General features: G+C 71.0%; 29 protein-coding genes and 1 pseudogene. 15 read left to right on the top strand and 15 right to left on the bottom strand.

What is annotated here, in order from left to right; genetic code table 11:
- Positions 1–105 precede the first annotated feature (105 nt).
- The 3 genes from EJ913_RS28695 (at position 106) to EJ913_RS28685 (ending at position 2,686) form a co-directional block, all read left to right on the top strand.
- The gene (locus EJ913_RS28695) at positions 106–753 is read left to right on the top strand and encodes a YjbE family putative metal transport protein (protein WP_127004418.1); all 648 of its coding nucleotides are present in this window, start codon (positions 106–108) and stop codon (positions 751–753) included.
- Between the two features lie 79 nt (positions 754–832).
- Complete coding sequence (locus EJ913_RS28690) at positions 833–1,636, top strand: DUF3618 domain-containing protein (RefSeq protein ID WP_127004416.1); 804 nt, start codon at positions 833–835, stop codon at positions 1,634–1,636.
- 15 nt (positions 1,637–1,651) lie between these two features.
- A complete protein-coding gene (locus EJ913_RS28685; protein WP_127004414.1) occupies positions 1,652–2,686 on the top strand; it encodes a YihY/virulence factor BrkB family protein in 1,035 nt (344 codons plus the stop codon).
- A 3-nt stretch (positions 2,687–2,689) separates the two neighbouring features.
- On the opposite strand, the gene EJ913_RS28680 is transcribed toward EJ913_RS28685, so the two are convergent.
- From EJ913_RS28680 to argH, 4 genes are all read right to left on the bottom strand, one after another.
- Positions 2,690–3,616 (bottom strand): acetyltransferase domain-containing protein, encoded by a 927-nt coding sequence (locus tag EJ913_RS28680; protein ID WP_244939538.1) that lies wholly within the window; start codon positions 3,614–3,616, stop codon positions 2,690–2,692.
- 289 nt (positions 3,617–3,905) lie between these two features.
- Positions 3,906–5,165, bottom strand: a complete 1,260-nt coding sequence (lysA, locus tag EJ913_RS28675; RefSeq protein ID WP_127004452.1) for a diaminopimelate decarboxylase — start codon at positions 5,163–5,165, stop codon at positions 3,906–3,908.
- Between the two features lie 35 nt (positions 5,166–5,200).
- Positions 5,201–5,389 (bottom strand): hypothetical protein, encoded by a 189-nt coding sequence (locus tag EJ913_RS28670; RefSeq protein WP_238521932.1) that lies wholly within the window; start codon positions 5,387–5,389, stop codon positions 5,201–5,203.
- Positions 5,390–5,400: 11 nt separating this feature from the next.
- Complete coding sequence (argH, locus tag EJ913_RS28665) at positions 5,401–6,840, bottom strand: argininosuccinate lyase (RefSeq protein WP_185909987.1); 1,440 nt, start codon at positions 6,838–6,840, stop codon at positions 5,401–5,403.
- Positions 6,841–6,880: 40 nt separating this feature from the next.
- On the opposite strand from argH, the gene EJ913_RS28660 reads away from it, so the two are divergent.
- Both EJ913_RS28660 and EJ913_RS28655 read left to right on the top strand, forming a co-directional pair.
- Positions 6,881–7,540: a TlpA family protein disulfide reductase gene (locus EJ913_RS28660; protein ID WP_127004412.1), complete on the top strand. Its 660-nt coding sequence runs from the start codon at positions 6,881–6,883 to the stop codon at positions 7,538–7,540.
- A gap of 136 nt (positions 7,541–7,676) precedes the next feature.
- Positions 7,677–8,195, top strand: coding sequence for a hypothetical protein (locus EJ913_RS28655; protein ID WP_127004410.1), 519 nt, complete (start codon positions 7,677–7,679; stop codon positions 8,193–8,195).
- A gap of 61 nt (positions 8,196–8,256) precedes the next feature.
- Here the strand turns inward: EJ913_RS28655 and EJ913_RS28650 are convergent, their stop codons facing one another.
- Positions 8,257–8,517, bottom strand: coding sequence for a hypothetical protein (locus EJ913_RS28650; RefSeq protein ID WP_127004408.1), 261 nt, complete (start codon positions 8,515–8,517; stop codon positions 8,257–8,259).
- Positions 8,518–8,735: 218 nt separating this feature from the next.
- Between EJ913_RS28650 and EJ913_RS28645 the strand changes: the two genes are divergently transcribed.
- Complete coding sequence (locus EJ913_RS28645) at positions 8,736–9,656, top strand: peptidoglycan-binding domain-containing protein (protein ID WP_127004406.1); 921 nt, start codon at positions 8,736–8,738, stop codon at positions 9,654–9,656.
- Between the two features lie 10 nt (positions 9,657–9,666).
- Here EJ913_RS28645 and EJ913_RS28640 read toward each other — a convergent pair whose 3' ends face one another.
- The 7 genes from EJ913_RS28640 to EJ913_RS28610 all read right to left on the bottom strand — a co-directional run bounded on the left by EJ913_RS28640 (position 9,667) and on the right by EJ913_RS28610 (position 16,083).
- Positions 9,667–9,918 carry a DUF1178 family protein gene (locus tag EJ913_RS28640; protein WP_127004404.1) on the bottom strand — a complete coding sequence of 84 codons (252 nt, stop codon included), beginning with the start codon at positions 9,916–9,918 and terminating at the stop codon, positions 9,667–9,669.
- Positions 9,919–10,152: 234 nt separating this feature from the next.
- The gene (locus tag EJ913_RS28635) at positions 10,153–10,788 is read right to left on the bottom strand and encodes an endonuclease III domain-containing protein (RefSeq protein WP_238522336.1); all 636 of its coding nucleotides are present in this window, start codon (positions 10,786–10,788) and stop codon (positions 10,153–10,155) included.
- A gap of 119 nt (positions 10,789–10,907) precedes the next feature.
- Complete coding sequence (locus EJ913_RS28630) at positions 10,908–11,696, bottom strand: ABC transporter ATP-binding protein (RefSeq protein ID WP_127004402.1); 789 nt, start codon at positions 11,694–11,696, stop codon at positions 10,908–10,910.
- A gap of 10 nt (positions 11,697–11,706) precedes the next feature.
- Positions 11,707–12,483 carry an MlaE family ABC transporter permease gene (locus tag EJ913_RS28625; RefSeq protein ID WP_127004400.1) on the bottom strand — a complete coding sequence of 259 codons (777 nt, stop codon included), beginning with the start codon at positions 12,481–12,483 and terminating at the stop codon, positions 11,707–11,709.
- A 35-nt stretch (positions 12,484–12,518) separates the two neighbouring features.
- Positions 12,519–13,652, bottom strand: a complete 1,134-nt coding sequence (alr, locus tag EJ913_RS28620; RefSeq protein ID WP_127004399.1) for an alanine racemase — start codon at positions 13,650–13,652, stop codon at positions 12,519–12,521.
- Positions 13,645–15,150 (bottom strand): replicative DNA helicase, encoded by a 1,506-nt coding sequence (locus tag EJ913_RS28615; RefSeq protein ID WP_127004397.1) that lies wholly within the window; start codon positions 15,148–15,150, stop codon positions 13,645–13,647. Before EJ913_RS28615 ends, alr begins: the two co-directional genes overlap by 8 nt.
- Before the next feature lie 348 nt (positions 15,151–15,498).
- Complete coding sequence (locus EJ913_RS28610; RefSeq protein ID WP_127004395.1) at positions 15,499–16,083, bottom strand: LOG family protein; 585 nt, start codon at positions 16,081–16,083, stop codon at positions 15,499–15,501.
- 159 nt (positions 16,084–16,242) lie between these two features.
- Between EJ913_RS28610 and EJ913_RS28605 the strand changes: the two genes are divergently transcribed.
- The 3 genes from EJ913_RS28605 (at position 16,243) to EJ913_RS28595 (ending at position 18,859) form a co-directional block, all read left to right on the top strand.
- Positions 16,243–16,719, top strand: coding sequence for a c-type cytochrome (locus EJ913_RS28605; protein ID WP_127004393.1), 477 nt, complete (start codon positions 16,243–16,245; stop codon positions 16,717–16,719).
- Positions 16,720–16,724: 5 nt separating this feature from the next.
- On the top strand, positions 16,725–17,615 hold the full coding sequence (locus EJ913_RS28600; RefSeq protein ID WP_127004391.1) for a c-type cytochrome: 891 nt from the start codon (positions 16,725–16,727) through the stop codon (positions 17,613–17,615).
- 128 nt (positions 17,616–17,743) lie between these two features.
- A complete protein-coding gene (locus EJ913_RS28595; RefSeq protein ID WP_244939537.1) occupies positions 17,744–18,859 on the top strand; it encodes a LysM peptidoglycan-binding domain-containing protein in 1,116 nt (371 codons plus the stop codon).
- Positions 18,860–18,939: 80 nt separating this feature from the next.
- On the opposite strand, the gene EJ913_RS28590 is transcribed toward EJ913_RS28595, so the two are convergent.
- The 3 genes from EJ913_RS28590 to EJ913_RS28580 all read right to left on the bottom strand — a co-directional run bounded on the left by EJ913_RS28590 (position 18,940) and on the right by EJ913_RS28580 (position 21,616).
- Positions 18,940–19,539 (bottom strand): HupE/UreJ family protein, encoded by a 600-nt coding sequence (locus EJ913_RS28590; RefSeq protein ID WP_127004389.1) that lies wholly within the window; start codon positions 19,537–19,539, stop codon positions 18,940–18,942.
- Positions 19,540–19,718: 179 nt separating this feature from the next.
- The gene (locus tag EJ913_RS28585) at positions 19,719–20,168 is read right to left on the bottom strand and encodes a hypothetical protein (protein ID WP_127004387.1); all 450 of its coding nucleotides are present in this window, start codon (positions 20,166–20,168) and stop codon (positions 19,719–19,721) included.
- Positions 20,165–21,616 carry a GH1 family beta-glucosidase gene (locus EJ913_RS28580; RefSeq protein ID WP_127004385.1) on the bottom strand — a complete coding sequence of 484 codons (1,452 nt, stop codon included), beginning with the start codon at positions 21,614–21,616 and terminating at the stop codon, positions 20,165–20,167. Before EJ913_RS28580 ends, EJ913_RS28585 begins: the two co-directional genes overlap by 4 nt.
- A gap of 216 nt (positions 21,617–21,832) precedes the next feature.
- Between EJ913_RS28580 and EJ913_RS28575 the strand changes: the two genes are divergently transcribed.
- The 6 genes and pseudogenes from EJ913_RS28575 to EJ913_RS32815 all read left to right on the top strand — a co-directional run.
- Entirely contained in the window at positions 21,833–22,174 is a 342-nt protein-coding gene (locus EJ913_RS28575; RefSeq protein ID WP_127004383.1) for a hypothetical protein, read from the top strand.
- Positions 22,175–22,178: 4 nt separating this feature from the next.
- Positions 22,179–22,307 carry a hypothetical protein gene (locus EJ913_RS33140; RefSeq protein WP_274390158.1) on the top strand — a complete coding sequence of 43 codons (129 nt, stop codon included), beginning with the start codon at positions 22,179–22,181 and terminating at the stop codon, positions 22,305–22,307.
- 4 nt (positions 22,308–22,311) lie between these two features.
- A complete protein-coding gene (locus EJ913_RS28570; protein ID WP_127004381.1) occupies positions 22,312–23,019 on the top strand; it encodes a hypothetical protein in 708 nt (235 codons plus the stop codon).
- Positions 23,020–23,098: 79 nt separating this feature from the next.
- Positions 23,099–23,293, top strand: coding sequence for a twin transmembrane helix small protein (locus EJ913_RS28565; protein WP_127004379.1), 195 nt, complete (start codon positions 23,099–23,101; stop codon positions 23,291–23,293).
- A gap of 6 nt (positions 23,294–23,299) precedes the next feature.
- Positions 23,300–23,884 carry a cob(I)yrinic acid a,c-diamide adenosyltransferase gene (locus tag EJ913_RS28560; RefSeq protein ID WP_127004377.1) on the top strand — a complete coding sequence of 195 codons (585 nt, stop codon included), beginning with the start codon at positions 23,300–23,302 and terminating at the stop codon, positions 23,882–23,884.
- A gap of 129 nt (positions 23,885–24,013) precedes the next feature.
- Positions 24,014–24,135: pseudogene (locus EJ913_RS32815) on the top strand (electron transfer flavoprotein subunit beta/FixA family protein); the annotation flags it as partial.

The raw sequence follows: 24,135 nt of genomic DNA, 5'->3' as shown, positions 1-24,135 counted from the left end.
CCCGTAATTTTCGGTCTCGGATGCCGGGAAGGGTTGCGCGGGTCCTTGCTCACGCGATATAGGGCTGGGCTTCAACCTGTCTGACAACTGACGCTGAGAACCACCGTGGATTCGTTGATTCCGGAACTGATCGCCCTTGGGCAAGTCATTTTCATCGATCTGGTCCTGGCCGGCGACAACGCCATCGTGGTCGGCATGGCGGCCGCCGGTGTCGCGAAGGAGCAGCGCGCCAAGGTCATCTTCTGGGGCATCGCCGCCGCCGTCGTCCTGCGCATCATCTTCGCGCTGCTGACCACGCAGCTGCTGGCGGTGATCGGTCTGACGCTGGCCGGCGGGCTGCTGCTGCTGTGGGTGTGCTGGAAGCTGTTCCGCGAGCTGCGGTCCCAGCGGGAGGAGGCGCAGGCCGCCGCCCTCATGTCGGAGGAGGAGGCCGCCGTGGCCGCCGCCACCGCCGCCGCCGGGGGCGGCAAGGCCGTCGGCACCGCCGTCTGGGAGGTGATCGTCGCCGACGTGTCGATGTCGCTCGACAACGTGCTGGCGGTGGCCGGCGCCGCGCGTGACCATCTGTGGGTGCTGGCGCTGGGCCTGCTGCTGTCGGTGGCGTTGATGGGGGCCGCCGCGAGCCTGATCGCCCGGTTGCTGGGCCGCTTCCATTGGATCGCCTACATCGGCCTCGTCATCATCGCCTACGTCGCGTTCGACATGATCTACCGCGGCAGCGTCGAGGTTCTGGCCTTCTCCCATCTGATGTGACCCTGTGACGCGCCGCCGGGCCGGAACCTTCGGCCCGGCGGCGCGTTCCTTGCCGGCAGCCTCCAGGGAGATGTCCGGCATGACCCAGCACAACGACGCGATTCCACCCGCTCCCCCGCGCGCCGGCTCCACCGATGCGCGCCGCCCCGAGGACATCGAGCGTGAGATCGGCGACATCCGATCGCGCATGGATTCGGTGATCGACGAGATCGAGTTCCGCCTCTCGCCCGGCCAGATGGGCGGCGGCGTCGCCGAGGTGGTGCGCGACGTGATCCAGGGCGGCGGCGCCGGCACGTCCGGCCGCATCGCCCGCGCCATCCGCGCCAACCCGATTCCCGTGGCCCTGATGGGCGTCGGCGCCCTGTGGCTGGCCTGGGCGGTGTCCCGCACGCCGGAGGTCACGACCTCCTTCGACGACCTCGAACCCGGCACCTCCCCCGGCACGGCGTTGAGCGACCAGCGCGCCCGCCTGCTGCTGATCGGGCTGATCCAGTCCTGCCGCCACGGCGCCACCGGCTTCCGCCGCGCCGACATGGTGATCGACGACACCGCCCTGTCCGGGCGGCTGACCCAGGTCGCCGACCAGCTCGACCGCAGCGCCACCGCGCTGGAGAGCGAGCTGCCGCGCTACGGCGGTTCGCTGGGGGCGGACGAGGATCTCCACCCGGTCTGGCACGGCCTGCACGACGCCTTCGACGGCACGCGGGCCCGCTCGGGCGTTCTGCTGGGCCTGGAAGGCGGGCTGGAGGGCACGCTGTCGCTGTTCCGCGACGCGCTGCGCCAGCCGCTGCCCGAGCATCTCCAGGTCGCCATCGGCGCCCAGTTCCACGAGGTCGAGACGGTGCGCCACCGGGTCGGCGCGCTCCGCGAAGCCGTGGCGTAAGGGGAGGGCCGGACGATGCTGGGCTTGAGCCGCCGTCACCACTACGCCAAAGCCCGCATCGCCGCCAACGACCGGAATGGCGTCCGGCAAGGCGACGGGCATGGCCGCAACGCCGACACGCCGAGCGCGATTCCCAAGGCCGGGTGGAAGGACATCCTCTGGCGGACCTGGGAGGAGCAGTCCAAGGACAACGTGTCGATGCTCGCGGCCGGCGTCGCCTATTACGGGCTGCTGGCGATCTTCCCCGCCATCGCGGCGATGGTCTCGATCTACGGTCTCGTCGCCGACGCCAGCGTGATCGAGAGCCAGGTCGGCCAGCTGGCCGGGCTGCTGCCGCCCGAAGCGATGTCGATCCTCAGCGACCAGGCGCACAAGGTCGCGTCGGCTCCCTCGCAGGGGTTGGGCTTCGGCGTGATCTTCGGTCTGCTGCTGACGCTGTGGAGCGCGTCGCGCGGCACCAACTCGCTGGTGTCGGCGCTGAACATCGCCTATGGCGAGGAGGAGCGGCGCGGCTTCTTCACGCTGGCCGCCCTGTCGTTGGCGCTGACCTTCGCCGGGCTGGTGTTCGTCATCCTGACGCTGGTGCTGATCGTCGCGGTGCCGGCGGCCATCGCCATCGTCGGCTTGCAGGACAGCATCATCGGCTGGGCGGCGAGCCTCGCCCGCTGGCCGATCCTGGCGGTGGCGGTGATGGGCGTGCTGGCGGTGCTCTACCGCTACGCCCCCGACCGGCGCGAGCCGAAATGGCGCTGGGTCAGCTGGGGGTCGGCGGTGGCGACCATCGTCTGGCTGCTGGGATCGGCCGGATTCTCGGTCTATGTCTCGCATTTCGGCAGCTACAACGAGACCTACGGGTCGGTCGGCGCCGTGGTCGTGCTGCTGCTGTGGTTCAACCTCAGCTCCTACGTCGTGCTGCTGGGGGCGGAACTGAACGCCGAGATCGAACACCAGACCGCCCGCGACACCACCAAGCAGGACACGGTGCACGAGAAGCCGATGGGCCAGCGCGACGCCTACGTCGCCGACACGCTGGGCAAGCGGCGGGCCTGACGGCTAGCGCTGCGGTCCGCAGGCCAGCACGGCGTCGCCGACGCGGCGCCGTCCCTGGTCGTCGAGCCGGTTGGCGATGAACCGGTCCCACAGCCCGGCCTTGGTCAGCTCGGTCCGCACGCAGAGGCAGTTGCTGTCGCACAAGCCCGCCTCGGCGCCGGTCTGGGTGCAACTGGCGACGCAGGAGGCGTGGAAGTTCCGCGCCTGCGGCGTGTCCATCCCCACACCTTGCGCGACCAGCCAGAACAGGCCGAACAGCAGCGGTTGGTGGATCAGGTAGACGGCGAGGCTGTGGCGCCCGGCCCAGGCAAGGGCTCGGGTAAGGAGGTTCGGCCCGGACGGCCCCGTGCCGATGCCGGGCCACAGCCGGGCCAGCCCGATGCCGGCGAGGACGCCGCCGATCCAAGGCAGCAGCGGCACGAAATCGTTGGAGTTCGGCGGCACCGTCGTCAGGCCGATCCAGCGCAGCCACGGGCTGTCGAAGGCCGGGACGGCGAGGTGTTCCCCCGCCAGGACGGCGGCCACGGCGGCGGCCAGGGTCAGCGCCGCCGGCAGCCGGACGAAGGCCAGCCCGATGACGCTCGCCGCCGCCATGTGGTGCAGGACGCCGAAGAAGATCGGGCTGTCGGGGAACAGGATGTAGGACGCCGCCGACACCGCCCCGGCGGCGGCGGCCAGCCGCGCGAGGCGGCTAAGGAAACGCTTGGCGTCGAGCCCGCCCCCGGTCGCCAGCACGAGGCTGACTCCGGCCAGCAGCAGGAAGCTCGACAGGATGAGGGTGCGGGCGGTCAGCCAAAGCGGGTCGCCCAGCAGGTCGAAGGACGCCAGCCCGTGGAAGGTCAGGTCCCAGCAGCCGTGATAGACGGCCATGGCGACCAGCGCCACCCCCCGCGCGGCGTCGAGGGCGGGGCGGCGGGCGGTCAGAGACACGTCCCCGCGCCCCCCGCGCTCTGTTCTCTCCCTCTCTCGGGGCAGAGGGATCGCATCTGGCGCCAAAGCCCTCTCCCGTCCCGGGAGAGGGAGGGGACCCGCCGAAGGTGGGGAGGGTGAGGGGCTATCGGGCGTGGTATGGAATCCATGTTCCGATAGCCCCTCACCCTTCCCACCGCTGCGCGGCGGGCCCCTTCCCTCTCCCGGGGCGGGAGAGGGAGACAAAGGCGATCGCCCTGCCTATAACGGGGAGAGGGGGAAGCCGCGGGGACAGGAAGAACCCTCGCCCTCACAGCCAGTCCGGAATCCGTTCGGCCGCCAGCATCTCCTCGACCGTCGGGCGGGGGCGGATCACGGCGAAGCGGTCGCCGTTGACCAGCACCTCCGGGATCAGCGGGCGGGTGTTGTAGGTCGACGCCATCACCGCGCCGTAGGCGCCGGCCGACAGGAAGGCCACCAGATCCTCGTCGGCCAGCGGCGGCAGCGGGCGTTGCACCGCGAAGGTGTCGCCGCTCTCGCAGACCGGACCGACCACGTCGTAGGGCTTCAGCGCGGCGCCCTTCGCCGGTTCGGCGACCGGGACGATGCCGTGATACGCCTCGTAGAGCGACGGGCGGATCAAGTCGTTCATCGCCGCGTCGACGATGGCGAAGCGGCGGTGCAGCCCCTGCTTCACGTAGATGACCCGGCTGACCAAGATGCCGGCGTTGCCGACCAGCGAGCGCCCCGGCTCCAGCGTGATGCGGCAGCCGAGGTTGCCGGTGATCGAGCGCACCATCGCCGCGTAGTCGGCCAGATCGGGCGGCGCCTCGCTCTTGTAGGTGATGCCCAGGCCCCCGCCGAGGTCGAGGCGCTGGATGTCGTGCCCGTCCTCGCGCAGCTGGTGCAGCAGCGCCGCGACCCGCTCGTAGGCGGCGCGGAAGGGCGCGAGGTCGGTCATCTGCGAGCCGATGTGGACCGCGATACCGACCGCCTTGATGCCCGGCAGCGACGCGGCGCGGCGGTAGACCTCGCGCGCCTGGTCGTGGTCGATGCCGAACTTGTTCTCCTTCTTGCCGGTCGAGATCTTGGCGTGGGTCTTGGCGTCCACGTCGGGGTTGACGCGGAAGGCGACCGGCGCCTCGACGCCCAGGCTGGCCGCGACCTCGCTCAGCGCCTCCAGCTCCGGGATGGATTCGACGTTGAGCTGGTGGATGCCGGCCTCCAGCGCCTGACGCATCTCGTCCCTGGTCTTGCCGACGCCGGAGAAGACGATGCGCTCGGCCGGGATGCCGCCGGCCAGCGCCCGCTTCATCTCGCCGACCGACACCACGTCGCCGCCGGCGCCCAGCCGCGCGAAGGTGCGCACCACCGCGAGGTTGGAGTTCGCCTTCAGCGCGTAGCACACCCCGGCGTCCTGGCCCGCGAAGGCGCCGGCGTAGGCGCTGTAATGCGCCTCCAGCGCCGCCGTGGAGTAGAGGTAGAACGGCGTCCCGACCTCCCGCGCGACCGCGTCCAGCGACACCGACTCGGCGTGCAGGATTCCGTCGCGGTAGGCGAGGACGCTCATGGGGGAGCTGCCCTGGAAGGAGCTGCTGCGGGCGGTCATGGGAAGCGGACTCCGGGGGCGGGCTGGCCCGGCTTGGGATCGAGCGACGGGTTGGGGTATTGGTGCGGGAAGGGATCGGTCTGCCCGTCGGCCGGCGGGGTGTCGACGTATTTGGGCTTCTTGCCGCAGCCCGACAGCGCCAGCGCGCAGGCCAGCCCGAGGACGGCCATCGTGACCGGGCGCATGATCGGATGCCTCACAGGAAACGCTCCCGAGCGGCCTTCACCGCCTCCTTGACGCGGATTGGGGAGGCGCCGCCGAAGCTGCGCCGGCTGTCCAGCGACGTCTCGATGCTCAGCGCCGGGTAGACCGCCTCGGTGATGCGCGGCTCGATGGCCTGGAGTTCGGCCAGGCTGAGGTCGGTCAGTCCGACGCGGCGGTCCTCCGCCGCCTTCACGGCGCGGCCGGTGACGTGGTGCGCCTCGCGGAACGGCATGTCCAGCTCGCGCACCAGCCAGTCGGCGAGGTCGGTGGCGTTCAGGAAGCCGCGGTCGGCCGCCTCGCGCATCGCCGGCTTGTTCGGCTGCATGTCGCGGACCATGCCCTCGGCCGCCGCGATGCACAGCGCCAGCGTGTCGTCGGTCTCGAAGACCGGCTCCTTGTCTTCCTGCATGTCCTTGGAATAGGCCAGCGGCAGGCCCTTCATGACGACCAGAAGCCCGGTCAGCGTGCCGATCACCCGGCCCGCCTTGGCGCGCACCAGCTCGGCCGCGTCGGGGTTCTTCTTCTGCGGCATGATCGAGGAGCCGGTGGTGTAGGCGTCCGACAGCCGGATGAAGCGGAACTGGGCGGAGCACCAGATCACGATCTCTTCCGCGAAGCGCGACAGGTGGGTGGCGCAGATCGACGCCGCCGCCAGATACTCCAGCGCGAAGTCGCGGTCGGACACCGCGTCCAGCGAGTTGGCGGTCGGGCGGTTGAAGCCCAGCGCCTCGGCCGTCATGAAGCGGTCGATGGGGTAGGGCGTGCCGGCCAGCGCCGCCGATCCCAGCGGGCATTCGTTCAGCCGGGCGCGGGCGTCGCGCATGCGGCCCCGGTCGCGCCCGAACATCTCGACATAGGCCAGCAGATGGTGGCCGAAGGACACCGGCTGCGCCGCCTGGAGATGGGTGAAGCCGGGCATCACCGTGTCGGTGTTCTGCTCGGCCAGGTCGATCAGCGCGGTCTGCAGCGCGGTCAGCCCGGCGTCGAGCCGGTCCAGCGCGTCGCGCACCCACAGCTTGAAGTCGGTCGCCACCTGGTCGTTGCGCGAGCGGCCGGTGTGCAGGCGCTTGGCCGGCTCGCCGATCAGCTCGGCCAGACGGGCCTCGACGTTCATGTGGATGTCTTCCAGCTCCACCTTGAAGGTGAAGGCGCCGGCGTCAATCTCTTCTTTCACCCGGTCCAGCCCGTCGCGGATGGCGTCGGCGTCGGCCTGGGTTATGATGCCCTGCTTGGCCAGCATCGCGGCGTGGGCCTTCGACCCGGCGATGTCCTGGTCGGCGAGCCGCTTGTCGAAGCCGATGGAGGCGTTGATCTTCTCCATGATGGCGGCGGGGCCGCGCGCGAAGCGGCCGCCCCACATCTGGCTGGCGGCGGGGGCAGCGGCGGCGGTGTCGGCAACAGCGGTGTCTTGCGGGGCGTGTTCGGCGCTCATGTCGACGGCATTCGGGTAAGGGGAGCGAGGAAGCGTGAGTATGCGGACTTTGGCGGCCACCGCAACGGTTTGTGTGTGTCTGGCGGGCGTCGGCCTGTGGTGGAGCGCCGCGGCCGGTCCCGCCGCCCCGGAGGTTCTCCGGCTGGGCGCCCCCGACGCGTCTCCGGCGGCACCCCCGGCCGGGGCGACCCTGGTCGCCGGGCTGGACAAGTTCCGCGGTGCCGAGGCGCCCAAGCCGGTGCCGCCGCTGGCCTTCGTCGACGGCGAGGGGCGCCGCGTCGATCTCGATGCCTTCACCGGCAAGCTGGTGCTGCTGAACCTGTGGGCGACGTGGTGCGGTCCCTGCGTGAAGGAGATGCCGTCGCTCGACCGCCTCCAGGCGCAGTTGGGGGGTGACGCCTTCCAGGTGGTGGCGCTGTCGCTGGACCGGGGCGGGCGGGGGGCGGTCGAGCCGTTCTACGCGAAGACCGGGGTGGGCCATCTGGCGCTGTTCCTCGATCCCGGCAGCGCCTCGATGCAGGTGCTGGGCTTGCGCGGGCTGCCGACGACCTTGCTGGTCGACCAGGAGGGCCGCGAGCTGGGCCGCGTCGAGGGCGCGGTGGAGTGGGATTCGCCGGAGGTCGTGGCCTTCCTGCGCCAGCGCATGGGGCACGGCGCCGGCCCGGCGCGCGACCGGGGGATCGTCAAGACGGGGGGCTGAAAGGACGGAGAGCCGAGAGCGCCCCTTCCTCACCCTTCAGGGGACGGGGCCGCTTGGAAGGCGCACACGCGAACGACGGTGCGGGGCCACGGCGCCGGACCTCGCGCTGTTGGAGGGGCTGGTGAATTCCGGGGCCTTGAGCGCCGACGACGCGGTTCGTGGCCTGAACCAGCTCGCCAAGGAGGCGGGGCTCGATCGGGCGGCGGCGAACACCGGATCGCCCGGAGGGCAACCGCTTCCGGGCGGAGCCACGGCAAAGCCGATGGACAGCAAGATGGCGGACCTGTTGCGCGAGGAGCAGCGTGCCATGAACGCCATGAGCGCGAACGATCGGGCCTATGCGGCCGGAGAGGTGGACGACGCGACGTTCAAGACCAACACGCGCGAAGCGGGGAACGCCTTCTCGGCCGCCAACGCCAGGATTCAGGAGGCGGGCGGGCGTCCGGGCACCAAACTCGTTTTCGATAGGCCCAAGGATGACGGAGAGGATGCGGATCGCGCCGCTTCCGCACGGTTGAAGGAACTCGGCTTCGACGCCTCAGTGTACCGCGACGCCTTTGTCCGGCATGCGGCCGAAGCCGGCAAGCCAGCCCAGCAGCAGGCCGCCTCCTCCCAGGCCGCCGCCGTGCCCTCGGCTGCGGCGGCCCTTCTCTAGTGTGCGCTCTTGCAAGAAATCTGACGGGTTTTGACAAACCGAAATTAGACCGTTGATTTAATTAGGAATTGTCCGAATAGCCCTTGCGCCGCATGCATTGGCTGAAGATTTCGCGCCGGTAGCTGAACTGCGGCGTTTCCGGCAGGGGGCGGTTGGGGTAGCCGCGCAGACGCATGGTGGCGTCCACCTCGGCCGTGCACTCGTCGTAGGCGACGGTGGGCACGTCCTTGCTGGCCGTCCATTCCCGGTAGGAGGGGCCGCCGCCGCAGCCCGCCAGCAGCAGAAGACCGGCCAGCGCCGCCGCGATCCTGAGACGGGTCATGATGCTCATCCTTCGTTCCGATCCCCCGCCGAAGAGGCTGGCGGACGAGGCTAGCACGGGAACGGCCCGGCCATCCATTTTCGGGCGCGCTTTTTTGGCAACGCTGCGGCGGGGACGACGCGGGCGCACAAAAATCGCGGGCGGATCGGCGTCCTGATCTGGTAACACGGAACAGGAGCTTATCTTTCGTGGCAGGGCGTCACGGACGGAGGAATGGCATGTCTGGAATTGCGCGCCGCGCGCGGAGCGGCGCCGCTGTGGCGGCGGTGGTGATGGGGCTGGCGGCCGGGGCGCCGGTGGCGGCGCGGGCCGAGCCGGGGGCCGCCGACATCCAGTGGGCGCAGACCTTCCTGAAGGAGAAGGGGTTCGACATCGGCGGCCGTGCCAAGGGCCAGATGACGCCGGAGACCCGCTCCGCGATCAGCAGCTACCAGAAATCGGTCGGGCTTCCGGCGAACGGCCAGCTCGATTCCGCGACCGTCGCCAAGATGATGGGCGAGCGCGAGAAGAAGGCGAGCCCCACCATGGGCAGCCTGTCCAAGAGCCAGATCGGCCAGACCCCGCACCAGCGCGAGGTGGCGCCCCGCGCGGCCCCGACCCAGCGCGTCGACAGCGGCAACGAGACCATCGGCGGCATGGCGCAGTTCGGCTCGGGTCCGCCCGCGTCCAGCGGCGCGTCGCATACGGCGCCGGCCCCGTCCTCCTCCAGCCACGCCGCCCCGGCGCCGGCCGCCCGTCCGGCGCCGTCAACGGCCGTCACCCCCGCCGTTCCGTCGCCGGTCTCGCCGCGCTCCTCCTCGTCCGCCTCCGAGGGACCGGTCCCGCAGGCGGCGCCGCGCGGCGCGGTGAGCGCCACCACCCCGGCCGGGCAGCCGGCCCCGGTGGTCGAGCCGCCGGCCGCCATCGGCGGTTCGCCGGGCTGGATGGCCAACGGCCTGCGCTACGGCGTGATGGGGCTGCTGGCGACGACGCTGGGCGGCATCGGCTTCGCGTGGTGGCGCAGCGGGCGCGGAACGGGTCCGGCCGGTGCACCCGCCGACCACGGCCCGCGCGAGACCCGCGTCGAGCCGAGCTTCGGCACCGGCCGGCGGCGCGAGGAACTGACCACCGGCGGCCCGCGCCTGACCGCGCGGCGCTGAGCGGCGCCGTTCAGCCGAACTGGGACATCATCGGGCAGCCCCCGCCGCCGCCACAGCCGCCCGGTCCGCAGGCCGGCATCGGGGCGGGGGCGGCGGCCTTCGCCTTGCCGACGCGCGGGGCCATGATCGCCTTGGCGACCTGGGTGCCGCCGCAGGACGGGCAGGCGATCCCGGCCACCTTCTTGGCGTCGTAGTCCGCCATGTTGTCGAACCATTGGTCGAATTCGTGCTCGCAGGCGCAGCGCAGGGCGTAGACGATCATCGCGGGTCCTCGGGGACGGGGTTCCTTTTGGGTTCCGTGTCGCCGCGTTGCCCCCCTCCCTAACCCTCCCCCGCTTTCGCGGGAGAGGGAACTCCGCCGAACGCCGACAAGAGTCCGGCCCCCTCTCCCGCCAGAGGCGGGGGAGGGATGGGGAGGGGGCAGCATGGCCGACCAAAACCATCAGCCCCCGTTTACCCGCGGCGCCACCCCGCCGCCAGGATCTGCATCAATTCCTCAGCGCGACTCCGTCACCCCGACCCGCTCGCACAGGTCCCGCAGCGGGCAGGTCGAGCAGTGCGGGCGCTCGCCGGTGCAGACCCATTTGCCGAAGGGGACCAGCCGCTCGTTGATCTCCACCCAGTAGTGGCGGGGCAGCACGCCGAGCAGGGCGGTCATGGTGCGCTCGGGCGTCCGGGCCGCGACGTAGCCCCAGCGGTTGACGATGCGGTGGACGTGGATGTCCACCGCCAGCGCGGGGATGCCGAAGCCGACCGCCAGGGTCAGCGCCGCGATCTTCGGCCCGACCCCGTGGAAGGTCATCAGCGCGTCGGGGGTGCCGGGGACCGAGCCGTGATGCTCGTCGAGGATGCGGCGGGACAGGGCCAGGATGTCGCGCGCCTTGGGCTCGGGAAAGGTGGCGCCGCGCAGCAGGGCGATCAGCCGCTCCTCCGGCAGTTCGGCCATGGCGTCGGGCGTGCGGGCCACGGCGAACAGGCGTTCGCTGACCACCAGCGTCGTCTCGTCGCGCGTGCGGGCGGAGATCAGGCTCGCCACCAACTGCTCGAAGGGCGAGCGGTAGCCCCGGTCGCGCAGGTCGAACATGGCCGCCTTGGGCCGCCCGGCCAGCGCGACGCGCAGACGCCGGAACACCTCGTCGATGTCGAAGTCGGGTTTCAGGGGACAGGCTCCGGGAACGGAGGGGCGACCGTGGCGTCAACGCCGCAGCCACGCTTTCGTTCCCGGACGATCCGTTGGGCGGCCGAAAGCGGTCAGAGCGCCCGGATCTGCATCTGGATCGGCCCGTCCGCCCGGCCGTGGACGAACTGGTCGACGTGGGCGTGGCCCGAATGGTCGATGTCCTTGGCGGGACCGGTCCAGATGATGCGGCCCTGGTAGATCATCGCGATGCGGTCGGCGATCTTGCGGGCCGACGCCATGTCGTGGGTGATGGTGACCGCCGTGGCGCCGAGATCCTTCACGCACTGGACGATCAGCTCGTTGATCACGTCGGCCATGATCGGGTCGAGGCCGGTCGTCGGCTCGTCGAAGAAGATGATCTCCGGCTCGTCGGCGATGGCGCGGGCGAGGCCGACGCGCTTCTGCATGCCGCCCGACAGCTCGGACGGCGACAGCTCCGCCACGTCGGGGGTCAGGCCGACGGCGCCGAGCTTGGCGACGGCGATCTCCTTGGCTTGGGCGCGCGGCATGTGGGCGCCCTGGATCAGGCCGAAGGCGACGTTCTCCCATACCGTCAGGCTGTCGAACAGGGCGGCGCCCTGGAACAGCATGCCGAACTTGTGGAGCTGCTTCTCACGCTCGCGCGGGCGCAGGCGCGTGGTCTCCTGGCCGTCGACGTGGATCGAGCCGGTGTCGGGCGTCAGCAGGCCGAGGATGCATTTCAGCATCACCGACTTGCCGGTGCCCGACCCGCCGATGATCACCAGCGATTCGCCCTTGGCGACCTCCAGGTCGATGCCGTTCAGAACCGTCTTGGGGCCGAAGCTCTTGTGGACGTTGCGGAGCGCGATCTTGGGGACGGTTAGCGGTGCGGGGGTCATCGGTCGGCGCTCACTTGGTCGAGAAGAAGAGGCCGGTGATCAGGTAATTGGTCACCAGGAGCATGATCGAGGCCGACACCACCGCGTTGGTGGTCGCCGCGCCGACGCCCTGCGCGCCGCCCTTGGAGTGGTAGCCGTGGTAGCAGCCCATCAGCGAGATGACGAAGCCGAACACCGCCGCCTTGACGAGGCCGGAGATCACGTCGAGCGGCTGGAGGAACTCCCAGGTGCGGTTGATGTAGCTGCTGGCGTTGAAGTCCAGCCGGTAGACGCCGACCAGGAAGCCGCCGAACACGCCGATGATGTCGGCCACCACCACCAGCAGCGGCAGCATGCACAGGCCCGCCAGCAGGCGCGGCGCCACCAGATACTTGAACGGGTTGGTGGAGAGCGTGGACAGCGCGTCGATCTGCTCGGTCACCCGCATGGTGCCGATCTCGGCCGCCATGGCGGCGCCGATGCGGCCCGCCACCATCAGCCCGGCCAGCACCGGCCCCAGCTCGCGCGTCACCGACAGCACGACGACGGTGGCGATGGCGCCCTCCGCCTGGAAGCGGGAGAAGCCGCTGTAGCTCTGCAACGCCAGCACCATGCCGGTGAACAGCGCCGTGAGCCCGACCACCGGCAGCGAGTAGTAGCCGATGTCGATCATCTGCCGCAGAATCTGCCGGGGGTAGAAGGGCGGCCGGAAGCAGTGCGACACGGCGCTTCCGGTGAACAGGGCGAGGCGCCCGGTGGCTTCGAGGAAGACCAGGAAGGCCCGGCCGGTGGCGGCGAGGAAACCCATCAGACGGCCCGCGTTCTTGTTGTTGTTGCAGTCATTCAGCGCGCGTCGGGGCCAGAAGAAACCCGGTCGTAGACCCGGTGGTAGCGGGGGCCGAGCGAGGTCAGAACCTCGTAGCCGATGGTCCCGGCCTCCGCCGCGACCACGTCCACCGGACGGCTGGGTCCGATCAGCTCGACCAGCCCGCCGGGCTGGACCGTGCCCTCGGGCAGGCCGGTGACGTCCACCGTGATCAGATCCATGGAGATGCGCCCGACGATGGGGGCCGCGATGCCATCCACATAGACGTGTCCGCGCCCGCTGAGCGAGCGCAGGTATCCGTCGGCGTATCCCACGGCGATGGTGGCAATGCGGGCAGCCCTTTCAACGCGGTGGGCCGCAGCATAGCCAACGGTCATAGGAGCGTCAACGCTGCGAAGCTGAAGCACGCGGGCGTCGAGCCGGACGGTTCCCAGCATCGGGTTCGCCAGATGCGGCGTCGGGTTGACCCCGTACAGCGCGCAGCCGGGGCGGGCGAGGTCGAAATGGAAGGCCTTGCCGTGGAAGATGCCGGACGAGTTGGCGAAGCTGGCCTCGGCCGCCGGCAGACGGGCGAGCGCGGTTTGGAAGCGGCCGAGCTGCTGGGCCGACATCGGCGACTCGAACTCGTCGGCGCAGGCCAGATGGGTCATCCAGACTTGCACGTCGATGCCGTCGAGACGGTCCAGCTCGTTGGCCAGGATGTCCAGCTCGTCGGGGCCGAGGCCGAGGCGGTTCATGCCGGTGTCGATGTGGACCACCGCCGGAAGCCGCTCCCCCCGCTCGCGGGCGAAGCGCTGCCACGCGGCGACCTCGCCCAGATGGTTCAGCACCGGCAGGATTCGGTTGGCGACGAACGCGGCTTCGGTGCCCTGGGGCAGGCCGCCCAGCGACAGCACCCGCGCGGGCGACTCCGGCCCCAGCGCGGCGCGGACGGCCAGCGCCTCGTCGAACTGGGCGACGACGAAGGTCGCGCAGCCGGCGGCGGCCAGGGCCGGCACCACATGGGCGACGCCGAGGCCATAGGCGTCGGCCTTGACCACGGCGGCGCATTCGGCGGGGGCGACGCGGTCGCGGAGCCGGGTCCAGTTGGCGACGACGGCGCCAAGGTCCACGGTGAGGATGGCGGCGGCGCGCCGGGAAAGGTCAGTCATCGTCCTGGTGGCGTTGGTCGAGATCGCCGAACTTCGTGAACTGGCCGTCGAAGTACAGACGCACCGTTCCGATCGGGCCGTGGCGCTGCTTGGCGATGATCACCTCGGCGGTGTTGTGCACCTCGCCGAGGCGCTGCTGCCAGCGCTGGTACCGGTCGTTGAACTTGTCGTCGCTCTCGTCGGGCCGGCGGGACGGCTCGGCGCGCTCAAGATAGTACTGTTCGCGGAAAACGAACATCACAACGTCGGCGTCCTGCTCGATGGAGCCGGATTCGCGCAGGTCGGAGAGCTGGGGACGCTTGTCCTCGCGCAGTTCGACCGCGCGGCTCAGCTGCGACAGGGCGATGACGGGGACTTCCAGCTCCTTGGCGATGGCCTTCAGGCCGCGCGTGATCTCGGAGATTTCCTGCACCCGGTTCTCGCTGCCGCGCGCCGACGACCCGCGCAGCAGCTGGAGGTAGTCGACCACCACCATGCTGAGGCCGGACGTGCGTTTCAGCCGGCGGCAGCGGGTGCGCACGGCCGACACCGACAGGGCCGGGGTGTCGTCCACGTAGAGCGGGCAGCGCGCCAGATCCTGGCTCGCCTGGACGAATTTCGGGAAGTCGGTGTCGCGGATCTCGCCGCGCCGGATCTTGTCGCCGGGCACCTCGACCACTTCGGCGAGGATACGGGTGGCGAGCTGTTCGGCCGACATTTCCAGCGAGAAGAAGCCGACGACGCCGCCCTCCTCGCCGCTGGAGCGCATGTGGGCGCGGGCGGCGTTGAAGGCGATGTTGGTGGCGAGCGCGGTCTTGCCCATCGACGGGCGTCCGGCCAGGATGATCAGGTCGGACGGGTGCAGGCCGCCCAGCTTGCGGTCGATGTCGATCAGCCCGGTGGTCACGCCGGTGACGTGGCTGGCGCGGCGGAACGCCACCTCCGCCGTCGCGATGGCGTGCTTGACCGATTCGCCGAAGGCGACGAAGCCGCCCTTCACGTCGCCGGTGGAGGCGAGGTCGAAGAGCTGCTTCTCCGCCTCGCCGATCTGGTCGAGCGCGGTGATGTCGAGGTCGTGGCGGTACGCCTCGTTCACCATGTCGGTGCCGACCTCGATCAGCTGCCGGCGGATGAACAGGTCGTGGATGGTGTGGCCGTAATCGGCGGCGTTGACCACGGTGACGACGTTGGCGGCGAGTTCGGTCAGGTAGACGCTGCCGCCCTCGACCGCCAGATCGGGGTCGTTGTCGAACAGCGACTTCAGCGTCACCGGGTTGGCGATCTGGCCGCGGTCGATCATCTTGGTGATCGCGCCGAAGATGCGCTGGTGCGCCGGGTCGTAGAAATGCTCCGGCCGCAGGAACTCGCCGACCTTCTCGTAGGCCTTGTTGTTGACCAGGATCGCGCCCAGCAGCGCCTGCTCCGCCTCCTCGTTGTTGGGGGGCGAGCGGTACTCCGCCGTCGGCTTCACGGCCGATTGCGGGCGGGGGTCGAACAAGGAGGAGGTCGGGTTGTTCATGGGGACACTGTAGCAGAAACGGAACGGGAACGCTGTGCGAAGGGAAAGGCCCCTCCGCAAAAGCTGTGCATGAAAGTTATCCACAGGTTGGGAAGTCTGGGGATAACCGGGGGAGCTAGGAGGGGTTGTTTGGGTGCAGGCTCGTTGGCCCCCTCCCTAACCCTCCCCCGCTCTCGGCGGACCAAAGGTCCGCCTGCCGCGTCAGCGCAAACCATAGGTTTGCGCGAGAGCTGCGCGGGAGAGGGGACTGCCGCCGCTCTTGGACAAGCATCCGGCCCCCTCTCCCGCTGACAAGCGGGGGAGGGATGGGGAGGGGGCAACCGCCGCGAAACCTCTCCACACCCCCGCTCAAAGCTTGCGGGTCTGGGTGGCCGTCTGGGCGTCGGGCAGGCGCTCCAGCGCGTCGAACACCCCGTCGACCTGATCGGCGACGGAGTAAAGCTTGCTGCGGTCGATCCGCGCGAAGCCCTGCGCCACCATGTGGTCGACCAGTCCCAGCAGCGGGCGCCAGTAGCCGTCCACGTCGGCGATCACCACCGGCTTGTCGTGCAGCTGCAACTGCTTCCAGGTCAGCACCTCGAACATCTCGTCGAGCGTGCCGAGGCCGCCGGGCAGCACGACGAAGGCGTCGGAGCGCTCGACCATCATCCGCTTGCGGGTGTGCATGCTGTCGACGACGTGCAGCTCGGTCAGGCCGGTGTGCTCGATCTCGGCGGACTGGATGTGCTCGGGGATGATGCCGACCACCTCGCCGCCGGCCGCCAGCGCCGCGTCGGCGACGATCCCCATTAGCCCGACCCGGCCGCCGCCGTAGACCAGCCGGATGCCGCGCCGCGCCAAACCGTCGCCCAGCGCGTGCGCGGCCTCCTTGTGGACGTCGGCGACCTGGGAGGACGCACCGCAATACACGCAGACGGACGACAGGGTCTTCATCACGATCGAACCTTTCTCAAGCCCGCGGCCGGAACGCACCGCGCCGCCGATGGTTGGCGGATGCGGATTTTTTGTCCGGCCCACGGAATAACGGCCCGGCCGGCGGCGTCCACACCGCAGCCGGCCTCCATTGGCCATGCTATCACCGGGAGGGACCATATGAACAACCGCGTCGTCAACGCCCTTGCTGCCGCTTCCGTCTCCGCTCTGCTCTTCGCGTCCTTCGGCGGATCGGCCGGGGCCGCCGATCCGGCCGAACAGGTCAAGGACCGCCAGCAGACCATGAAGAAGCTGGGCGGCGGGATGGGCGCCGTCGCCAAGTTCGTCAAGAACGAGGGCGCCACCGCCGAGGACGCCGCCAAGGGCGCCGAGGCCGTGCTGGCGGTGGCGGCGATGGATCCCAAGACCATCTTCCCGCAGGGCACCGCCGTCGGCGTCGCCGACAGCGCCGCCAAGCCGGAGCTGTGGCAGAGCTGGTCCGTCGCCCAGGAACGCTGGAGCGCCATGAAGCCGGCGGCGGAGAAGCTGGACGCGGCGATCAAGGGCGGCGACCGCGCGCAGATCGCGCAGGCGCTGGGCGCGACCTCCAAGACCTGCGGAAGCTGCCACGAGGACTTCCGCGTCAAGAAGCAGTGACCGCGATGCGGTGCCTTGCCCGCATCGCGCGGACCCTGCCGTTCGCGCTCGCGGCCGGCGGGGCATGGGCCGGCGGGGCAGGGGCCGGCGGGGCGTGGGCGGCGGAGCCCGACCCCGTCGCCCGCGGCGCCTACGTCTTCCAGGCGGCCGGGTGCTTGGGCTGCCACACGGACGAGAAGGCGGGCGGCCTGCCGCTGGCCGGCGGGCGGGCGCTGAAGACGCCCTTCGGCACCTTCTTCACGCCGAACATCACGCCGGACCCGGCGAACGGCATCGGGCGCTGGACCGACGCCGACTTCGTCCGCGCCTTCCGCGAGGGCAGGCGGCCGGACGGGGCGGCGCTGTTCCCGGCCTTCCCCTACGCCAGCTACACGCGGATGACCGACCGCGACCTGCTGGATCTGAAGGCCTATCTGTTCGCCCAGCCGGCCGCCCCCGTCGCCAACAAGCCGCACGACCTGACGCCGCCCTTCTCCTGGCGGTTCCTGGTCCCGGCCTGGCAATGGATGTACCTGACGCCGGGGCCGGTGCCCGACGATCCGGCCAGGCCGGCGGCGTGGAACCGGGGGCGCTATCTGGTCGACGCGCTGGGCCATTGCGGGGAGTGCCACACGCCGCGCTCGCTGCTGGGCGGGCTGGACGCGGACCGCTACCTCGGCGGCAACCCCGACGGGCCGGACGGCGACAAGGTGCCGAACATCACCGCCCACCCGAAGGGCGTCGGCGGCTGGTCGGACGGCGACGTCGGGCTGCTGCTGGAGGCCGGGCTGACGCCGGAGGGCGACGTGGTCGGCGGGGCGATGGGCGAGGTGATCCGCAACAGCACCTCCAAGCTGACGGCCGAGGACCGCGCGGCCATCGTCGCCTACCTGAAAACGGTCCCTCCGTTGGAGTGATTGGCCGCAATGCCACACTCTTCGGGGGATTCGCCTTCTCCGTCGGCGCTGTTCTTTCGGTGGATGACCTTCTGCTATACTGAAGACCATCGATTCATGAACGCCGGTCGCCGGATAGGGTGCTCAAGGTGAAGCGAAACGCGCTGTTCCGTGGTTCCGCCCTGGCCGTGCTGGCGGCAGTCTCGGTGTCCGGCCTTTGGCTGGGCGGCGTGTTCGACGCTCCGGCCCCCGCCCCGGCCAAGCCGGCCGCGCGCGTGGCCACCGCGACTCCGTCCGTCGCGGCCCCCACCGCACCGCCCGCGCCCCCGGCCGCCGTTCCGGTTACCGCCGTTCCCGCCCCCGTGGCGGCGGCGACGCCGGCCGCGCCCAGCTTCGACGTGGTGCGGGTGGCGCCCGACGGGGCGACGGTGATGGCCGGGCGCGCCGCTCCCGGCGCCTCGGTGACGGTGAGGGACGGCGACACGGCGCTCGGCTCGGTCAAGGCGGACGGACGCGGCGAATGGGTGCTGCTGCCCGACCAGCCGCTGGCGCCGGGCACGCGCGAATTGAACCTCAGCGAGACCCGACCCGGCGCCGAGGCGCCGATCCCGGCCGACAAGGTCGTCGTCGTGATGGTGCCGGAGGCGGCGGCCAAGGCGGCGCCCGTCTCGACCGCCGCGTCCTCCGAATCGGTGTCGGTCGCGCTGGCCGTGGCGGTGCCGCGCGACGGGCTGCCGGCCGAGGGCGGCCCCGCGATGGGGGGAAGCTCGCTGCTCCAGGCGCCGCCGGTGCCGGCTCAAGGCGCACCCGTTCCGCCGGGCGGCGTGTCGGTCGAGACGATGGATTACGACCCGGCCGGGCGGGTGGCGCTCGGCGGGCGGGCGGCGCCCAACAGCTCCGTGCAGCTCTATCTCGACAACATCCTGGTCGGCCGCGCCCACACCGACCCCCAGGGGCATTGGCGGCTCAGCCCGGAAAAGCTCATCGATCCCGGCATCTACACCCTGCGCGCCGATCAGGTCGGCGACAGCGGCAAGGTGCTGGCGCGGGCCGAACTGCCGGTCCAGGTCTCGGCGTTGCCCACCGACCCGTCGGACAAGCGGCGCGTGGTGGTCCAGCCCGGCAACAGCCTGTGGCGGCTGGCCCGCCGCACCTACGGCGACGGCGTGCTCTACACCACCATCTACGCCGCCAACCGCGAGCAGATCCGCGACCCCGACATGATCTATCCGGGCCAGATCTTCGCGCTGCCGCAGGTCAACTGAAGGCGCGCTCCAGCGGACAAGGGAAAAGGCCGGATGGGGATTTCCCGCCCGGCCTTCTGTTTTTCAAGCGTCCGCCGGGATCAGCCCAGCGCGACCAGCGCGACGCCGCCCAGGCCGATCAGCGCCCCGGCGCCCCGCAGCGCCACCGCGCCGACGCCGTCCCGCGTCAGGCGGCGCACCGACAGCGCGGCCGCCACACCGGCGCCGTGCAGCAGCGCCGTCGCCAGCGCGAAGCCCAGGCCGTAGAGCAGCGGCTGGGCCGCGTCGGGCATCTCGGCGCCGTGGGCGTGGCCGTGGAACACGGCGAAGGCCGCGACCGCCGCGACCGACACCGCCAGCGGCAGGCGCGACCGCAGGGCGATCAGCGCGCCCAGCGCGATCACCGACCCGACGATCCCCAGCTCCACACCCGGCAGGTCGATCCCGGCCATGCCCAGCACGCCGCCGCCGATCATCGCCGTCACGAAGGCCACGGGCAGCGCCCACAGGGCCTTGCCGCCGCGCTGCGCCGCCCACAGGCCGACCGCGACCATGGCCAGCAGATGGTCGAGCCCCCCGACCGGGTGCAGGAAGCCGTGAACGAAACCGGCGTCGTGGGCGCCGAAGGTGTGGGCGTGGGCGACGGCCGGCAGCGCCGACAAGGCCAAGGCGGCGGCCGAGGCGCGCGTGAAGCGGTTCATAAGGAAGCATCCCCTGCTGTTCGTTCGGCGCGCGGCACCGCCGGGCCGGCCGACGATGCGCGCTGTTGGCGGCAGTGTAGCAGATGATCGCCGGGCGGCCAGCGGGGAGGCAAACCGTGGCGGCGTCGATCCGGGCTTCGCGGAAGGGGAGACGGGAGGGAGGCGCTCGCCCCGTGGCCCTACCGCCCCGGCGTGGCGAGCTGCAGATAGGCGAGCCCGCCGACCAGGACGCCGATGAGGATCACCGCCAGATAGATCCGCAGCGGCAGGCCCACCCTCTCGCTTCCCTTGGCCTTGCGCTTGGCCGGAGCGGGGTTGCGCGCCGCCGCTCCGCGTCCCGGCTTGGGCGCCGGACGGCGCGGGCCCGGTTTCGCCCCCGCTCCCGCCCGGTTCGGGTCGTGGAGCTCGATCAGGGTCCAGTTGAACTCCATGCCCTCGTAGCCGGACTCGGCGTTGTAGTCGAGCTGGATCAGCCGGAAATAGGCGCGCGGGTTGACGCCCACCATGGTGTCGAAGCGCGCCTTGGCGTGGGCCAGCTCCTCCCCGACCTCCAGGGTCTTCCAGCCCTTGCCGCGCGCCTTCTGAATCGCGTAGCGGGTGGGCTGCGGCGCCGCGCGCGCCGCGCTCACGCCGCCGGCACGCCGTTGTTGCGGACGACGTTGGCGTACCAGTCGTAGCTGGCCTTGGGGGTGCGGGCCATGGTCTTGCGGTCCACCTGCACCAGACCGAAGCGGCGGCGGTAGCCTTCCGCCCATTCGAAGTTGTCCAGCAGGGTCCACACCATGTAGCCCTTGACGTTGCAGCCCTCGTCGATGGCGTTGCGGGCGGCCAGGATGTGGCCGCGCAGATAGGCGATGCGGTCGTCGTCCTGCACCCGGCCCCCCGGCCCCACGGTGTCGGGGTAGTCGGCGCCGTTCTCCGCGATGTAGACCGGGGGGTTGCCGTAGCTTTCCTGGAGTTCGACCAGGATCTCGGTCAGCCCGTCCGGCTCGACCGGCCATTCCATGCCGGTGCGCCGCGTGCCCTCGGGCGCCGAGCCGTAGCCGGTGCCGAACAGCCCCTGCGGATCCACCTGCTGATGCATGCGGCTGTAGTAGTTGACGCCCAGGAAATCGACCGGCTGCTTGATCGTCGCCAGATCGCCCGGCTTGGCGATGCCGGCGAAATCGGCCGCCAGCTGCTCCGGGTAGCGCCCCTTGAACAGCGGGTCGAGGCAGGAGCGGTTCCACAGCGCGTCCCACATCAGCGACGCCGGGTAGTTCGAATCCAACCCGCCGACCGGCCAGGAGGGTTGCAGCGCCAGCACCGTGCCCAGTTGCCAGTTCTTGGCCCCGCCGGCCGCGCGCAGCGCCGCCAGCGCCGTCCCCTGCGCCAGGTTCTGGTGGTGGATCGCCTTCAGGCAGTTCAGCCGCCCGGTGATCCCCGGCGCGTGGCCGCCGGTGCCGTGGCCGAAGATGGCGACCACCGACGGCTCGTTCAGCATCGCCCAGCGCTTGGCCCGGTCGCCCAGCTTGGCGGTGACCGCCAGCGCGTAGTCGGTGAACCAGCCGGCGATGTCGCGGTTCAGCCAGCCGCCCTTGTCCTGGAGCGCCTGCGGCAGGTCCCAGTGGTACAGGCAGGGCCACGGCTCGATCCCGCGCGCCAGCAGGGAGTCGGTCAGCCGGTCGTAGAAGTCCAGCCCCTTGGCGTTGACCGCGCCCGTCCCCTGCGGCATCACGCGCGGCCACGCGATGGAGAAGCGGTAGGCCTTCATCCCGGCCCGCGCCATCAGGGCCACGTCTTCGGCGTAACGATGATAGTGGTCGCAGGCGGTGTCGCCGTTGTCGCCGTTCGCGATGCGCCCGTAGGAATGGCTGAAGGTGTCCCAGACGCTGGGGCCGCGCCCGTCCTCGGCCACCGCGCCCTCGATCTGGTAGGCCGAGGTCGAGCAGCCCCACACGAAGCCCTGCGGGAAGGAGACGAGGGGAGCCGCCAGCGCCGGCGCCGCCAGCACCCGCGCGCCGCCGGCCGGCGCCGCCAGGGTCGCCCCCAGGGTCGCCGTTGCCGCCGCTGCCTTCAGGAACGTCCGCCGCCGCATGTCACCCGCCTCTTGATCGTCTCTCGGTGAGCCTCGGAACGCGGCCCCCTTGGCGCGCAAATGTAGGCGGACCACCGGTTTTCGCAACGGATGGATTGACGGCCTCTCGGGTATAGGACTATATACTTAACAATCAACACCCCCCATCGAGCCCGCCGGCCTTCCCGCCGACGGGCTTTTTTCGTTTCACCTTGTCCTCTGCGGAGCGCTCCAGCCATGCCGACCTTTCTTCCACGCGACGAAGACTTTCATCCTATTCCGGCGCTGCGCCTGAAGCCGGGCGGCGCCCACGCCCTGGCCGTCGGCGACGCCAGCGCGCGCAACGCCGCCGCCTTTTCCGCCGACACCCGGGTGATCGCGGTCCACAGCGACGTTCCGGCCTTCCTGCGCACCGGCGACGCGGCGGTCGAGGCGGCCGCCTCGGACCATTTTCTGCCGGCGGGGACCTATCTGTACCTGTCGGTCGGCGAGAGCCGGCGCAACGGCCGCCACAGCCACATCGCGGCGCTGGCCGCCGACCAGACTCCGGGCACGCTCCACGTGTCCGAGATGGAGTGACGGCATGCTCGCCCGTCTGCTCGGACGCGGGCTGGCCCCGCTGGCCGCCCGCCTGTGGCGCGTGACCGCGCTTACCACCGAATCCGGTGCCCGCCTCGTCACCGAATCCGGCCTCACCCTGTCCGCGGAGTGACCCCATGCCCGCCTTGCCCATCAGCCAGCTTCCGGCCGCCGCCGCCCTGGATGGCACCGAGCTGCTTCCCGCCGTCCAGAACGGCGCCACCGTGCGGACCACCGCCGCCGATCTGCGCGCCGGCCTCGCCGAGGCCGCCCACCGCCACGCCCCGGCCGACGTGACCGGGCTTCCAGCGGCGCTCGCCGCGACCCGCGCGCTGGGCCGCCGCACCCTGTGGGTGCCGGCCACCGCCCTGACGGCCCCCACGACCGGCGGGGCCGCCGCCGGGACGGTCGAATCCGCCGCCTCCGGCGCGGTCCTCCCTGCGCTCGACTTCGATCCCGACGCCGAGGAGACGGCGCACGCCCTGCTGGCCCTGCCCAGGGCGTGGGACGGCGGCGCGCTGGCGGTCCAACCGCTGTGGACGGCGGGCAGCGGGGCCGGCGAGGTGCTGTGGTCGGTCGGCGGGGCGATGCTCGGCGACGGCGACGGGTTGGACACGCCCGGCGGCGTCGCGGTGACGGTTTCCGACACGCTGACCGCCCCCGACACCCTGCACGCCGCCGGCGAAAGCGCCCCGTTGACCCCGAGCGGAACGCCGGCGCCGGGCGGGCTGCTGCGGCTGACGGTGGCCCGCGCCGCCGCCGACCCGGCCGACACGCTGGACGCCGACGCCCGGCTGCTGGGCTTGCGCCTGTTCTACCGGGTGGATGCCGCCAGCGACGATTGACCGTCCGTTGGCGAAACCTTCCGTGACCGGGAGCGCCGTCGCCGTAGGCGGCGCCCTCGGGCTGCGGTATAGTGACGCCATGAACGGACTCTTCCCAACACTCATGATCCTGGCGATGCTGATGGTGGTCGGCTCGCTGTTCGTCGGCCTCTTCTTCATGGTGCGGGGCAACGGCGGCGACGCGCGGCGCTCCAACAAGGCGATGCGGCTGCGCGTGGCCCTCCAGGGGGTGGCGCTGCTGCTGTTCGTCATCGCCATGCTGACGCAGGGATAAGCCCCGATGGTGAAGCTGACCCGCATCTACACGCGCGGCGGCGACGCCGGGGAGACCTCGCTCGGCGATGGTTCCCGCGTGCCCAAGCACGACCGCCGCGTGGCGGCCTACGGCACGGTGGACGAGGTAAACGCCTGCGTCGGGCTGGCCCGGCTGCACACCACTCCAGAAAAGATGGGGGATCGGCCCGACATCGACGCGATGCTCGGCCGCATCCAGAACGACCTGTTCGATCTCGGCGCCGACCTCTGCACCCCGGAGGAGCCGGAGCCGAAGTATCCGCCGCTGCGCATCGTCCAGGCCCAGGTCGACCGGCTGGAGGCGGAGATCGACGCGATGAACGCCGATCTGGCGCCGCTGAACTCCTTCATCCTGCCCGGCGGCTCGCCGGCCGCCGCGCATCTGCACCTCGCGCGCACGGTGGCGCGGCGGGCGGAGCGGCTGATGACCGATCTGGCGCGGGACGAGCCGGTGACCGCCGCCGCCCTGAAATACATCAACCGCCTGTCCGACCACCTGTTCGTGCTGGGCCGGGTGGTCAACGATGGGGGTGCGAACGATGTCCTGTGGGTGCCCGGCGGCAACCGCTGACGGCGTTTTGCCGCAAGCTTGGGCGCCGTTGACAGTGGAAACGGCAAATCCTATGGTCCGTTCGCAACCACAGCAATTTTTCGCGATGTTCGCCATATCGGCGCGCGCGCAAGCCAGTCAGGGTGGGTTATGAAAGTTCTCGTCCCCGTGAAGCGAGTGGTCGACTACAACGTCAAGATCCGCGTGAAGGCGGACGGCAGCGGCGTCGAGACCGCCAACGTGAAGATGAGCATGAACCCCTTCGACGAGAT

Origin of the sequence: Azospirillum doebereinerae, from assembly GCF_003989665.1 — a bacterium.
In the GTDB taxonomy this organism is placed as follows: Bacteria; Pseudomonadota; Alphaproteobacteria; order Azospirillales; family Azospirillaceae; genus Azospirillum; species Azospirillum doebereinerae.
Note: the sequence above shows the minus strand (reverse complement) of the source record. Positions and strands in the feature narration are given on the sequence as shown.

Bases quoted from the DNA above. Each gene is read 5' to 3' on its own strand.
- EJ913_RS28690 (WP_127004416.1), top strand. From the start codon at position 833: ATGACCCAGCACAACGACGCGATTCCACCCGCTCCCCCGCGCGCCGGC.
- EJ913_RS28685 (WP_127004414.1), top strand. From the start codon at position 1,652: ATGCTGGGCTTGAGCCGCCGTCACCACTACGCCAAAGCCCGCATCGCC.
- lysA (WP_127004452.1), bottom strand. From the start codon at position 5,165: ATGAGCGTCCTCGCCTACCGCGACGGAATCCTGCACGCCGAGTCGGTG.
- EJ913_RS28670 (WP_238521932.1), bottom strand. From the start codon at position 5,389: ATGCGCCCGGTCACGATGGCCGTCCTCGGGCTGGCCTGCGCGCTGGCG.
- argH (WP_185909987.1), bottom strand. From the start codon at position 6,840: ATGAGCGCCGAACACGCCCCGCAAGACACCGCTGTTGCCGACACCGCC.
- EJ913_RS28660 (WP_127004412.1), top strand. From the start codon at position 6,881: ATGCGGACTTTGGCGGCCACCGCAACGGTTTGTGTGTGTCTGGCGGGC.
- EJ913_RS28650 (WP_127004408.1), bottom strand. From the start codon at position 8,517: ATGACCCGTCTCAGGATCGCGGCGGCGCTGGCCGGTCTTCTGCTGCTG.
- EJ913_RS28645 (WP_127004406.1), top strand. From the start codon at position 8,736: ATGTCTGGAATTGCGCGCCGCGCGCGGAGCGGCGCCGCTGTGGCGGCG.
- EJ913_RS28640 (WP_127004404.1), bottom strand. From the start codon at position 9,918: ATGATCGTCTACGCCCTGCGCTGCGCCTGCGAGCACGAATTCGACCAA.
- EJ913_RS28630 (WP_127004402.1), bottom strand. From the start codon at position 11,696: ATGACCCCCGCACCGCTAACCGTCCCCAAGATCGCGCTCCGCAACGTC.
- EJ913_RS28625 (WP_127004400.1), bottom strand. From the start codon at position 12,483: ATGGGTTTCCTCGCCGCCACCGGCCGGGCCTTCCTGGTCTTCCTCGAA.
- alr (WP_127004399.1), bottom strand. From the start codon at position 13,652: ATGACTGACCTTTCCCGGCGCGCCGCCGCCATCCTCACCGTGGACCTT.
- EJ913_RS28615 (WP_127004397.1), bottom strand. From the start codon at position 15,150: ATGAACAACCCGACCTCCTCCTTGTTCGACCCCCGCCCGCAATCGGCC.
- EJ913_RS28610 (WP_127004395.1), bottom strand. From the start codon at position 16,083: ATGAAGACCCTGTCGTCCGTCTGCGTGTATTGCGGTGCGTCCTCCCAG.
- EJ913_RS28605 (WP_127004393.1), top strand. From the start codon at position 16,243: ATGAACAACCGCGTCGTCAACGCCCTTGCTGCCGCTTCCGTCTCCGCT.
- EJ913_RS28600 (WP_127004391.1), top strand. From the start codon at position 16,725: ATGCGGTGCCTTGCCCGCATCGCGCGGACCCTGCCGTTCGCGCTCGCG.
- EJ913_RS28590 (WP_127004389.1), bottom strand. From the start codon at position 19,539: ATGAACCGCTTCACGCGCGCCTCGGCCGCCGCCTTGGCCTTGTCGGCG.
- EJ913_RS28580 (WP_127004385.1), bottom strand. From the start codon at position 21,616: ATGCGGCGGCGGACGTTCCTGAAGGCAGCGGCGGCAACGGCGACCCTG.
- EJ913_RS28575 (WP_127004383.1), top strand. From the start codon at position 21,833: ATGCCGACCTTTCTTCCACGCGACGAAGACTTTCATCCTATTCCGGCG.
- EJ913_RS33140 (WP_274390158.1), top strand. From the start codon at position 22,179: ATGCTCGCCCGTCTGCTCGGACGCGGGCTGGCCCCGCTGGCCGCCCGC.
- EJ913_RS28570 (WP_127004381.1), top strand. From the start codon at position 22,312: ATGCCCGCCTTGCCCATCAGCCAGCTTCCGGCCGCCGCCGCCCTGGAT.
- EJ913_RS28565 (WP_127004379.1), top strand. From the start codon at position 23,099: ATGAACGGACTCTTCCCAACACTCATGATCCTGGCGATGCTGATGGTG.
- EJ913_RS28560 (WP_127004377.1), top strand. From the start codon at position 23,300: ATGGTGAAGCTGACCCGCATCTACACGCGCGGCGGCGACGCCGGGGAG.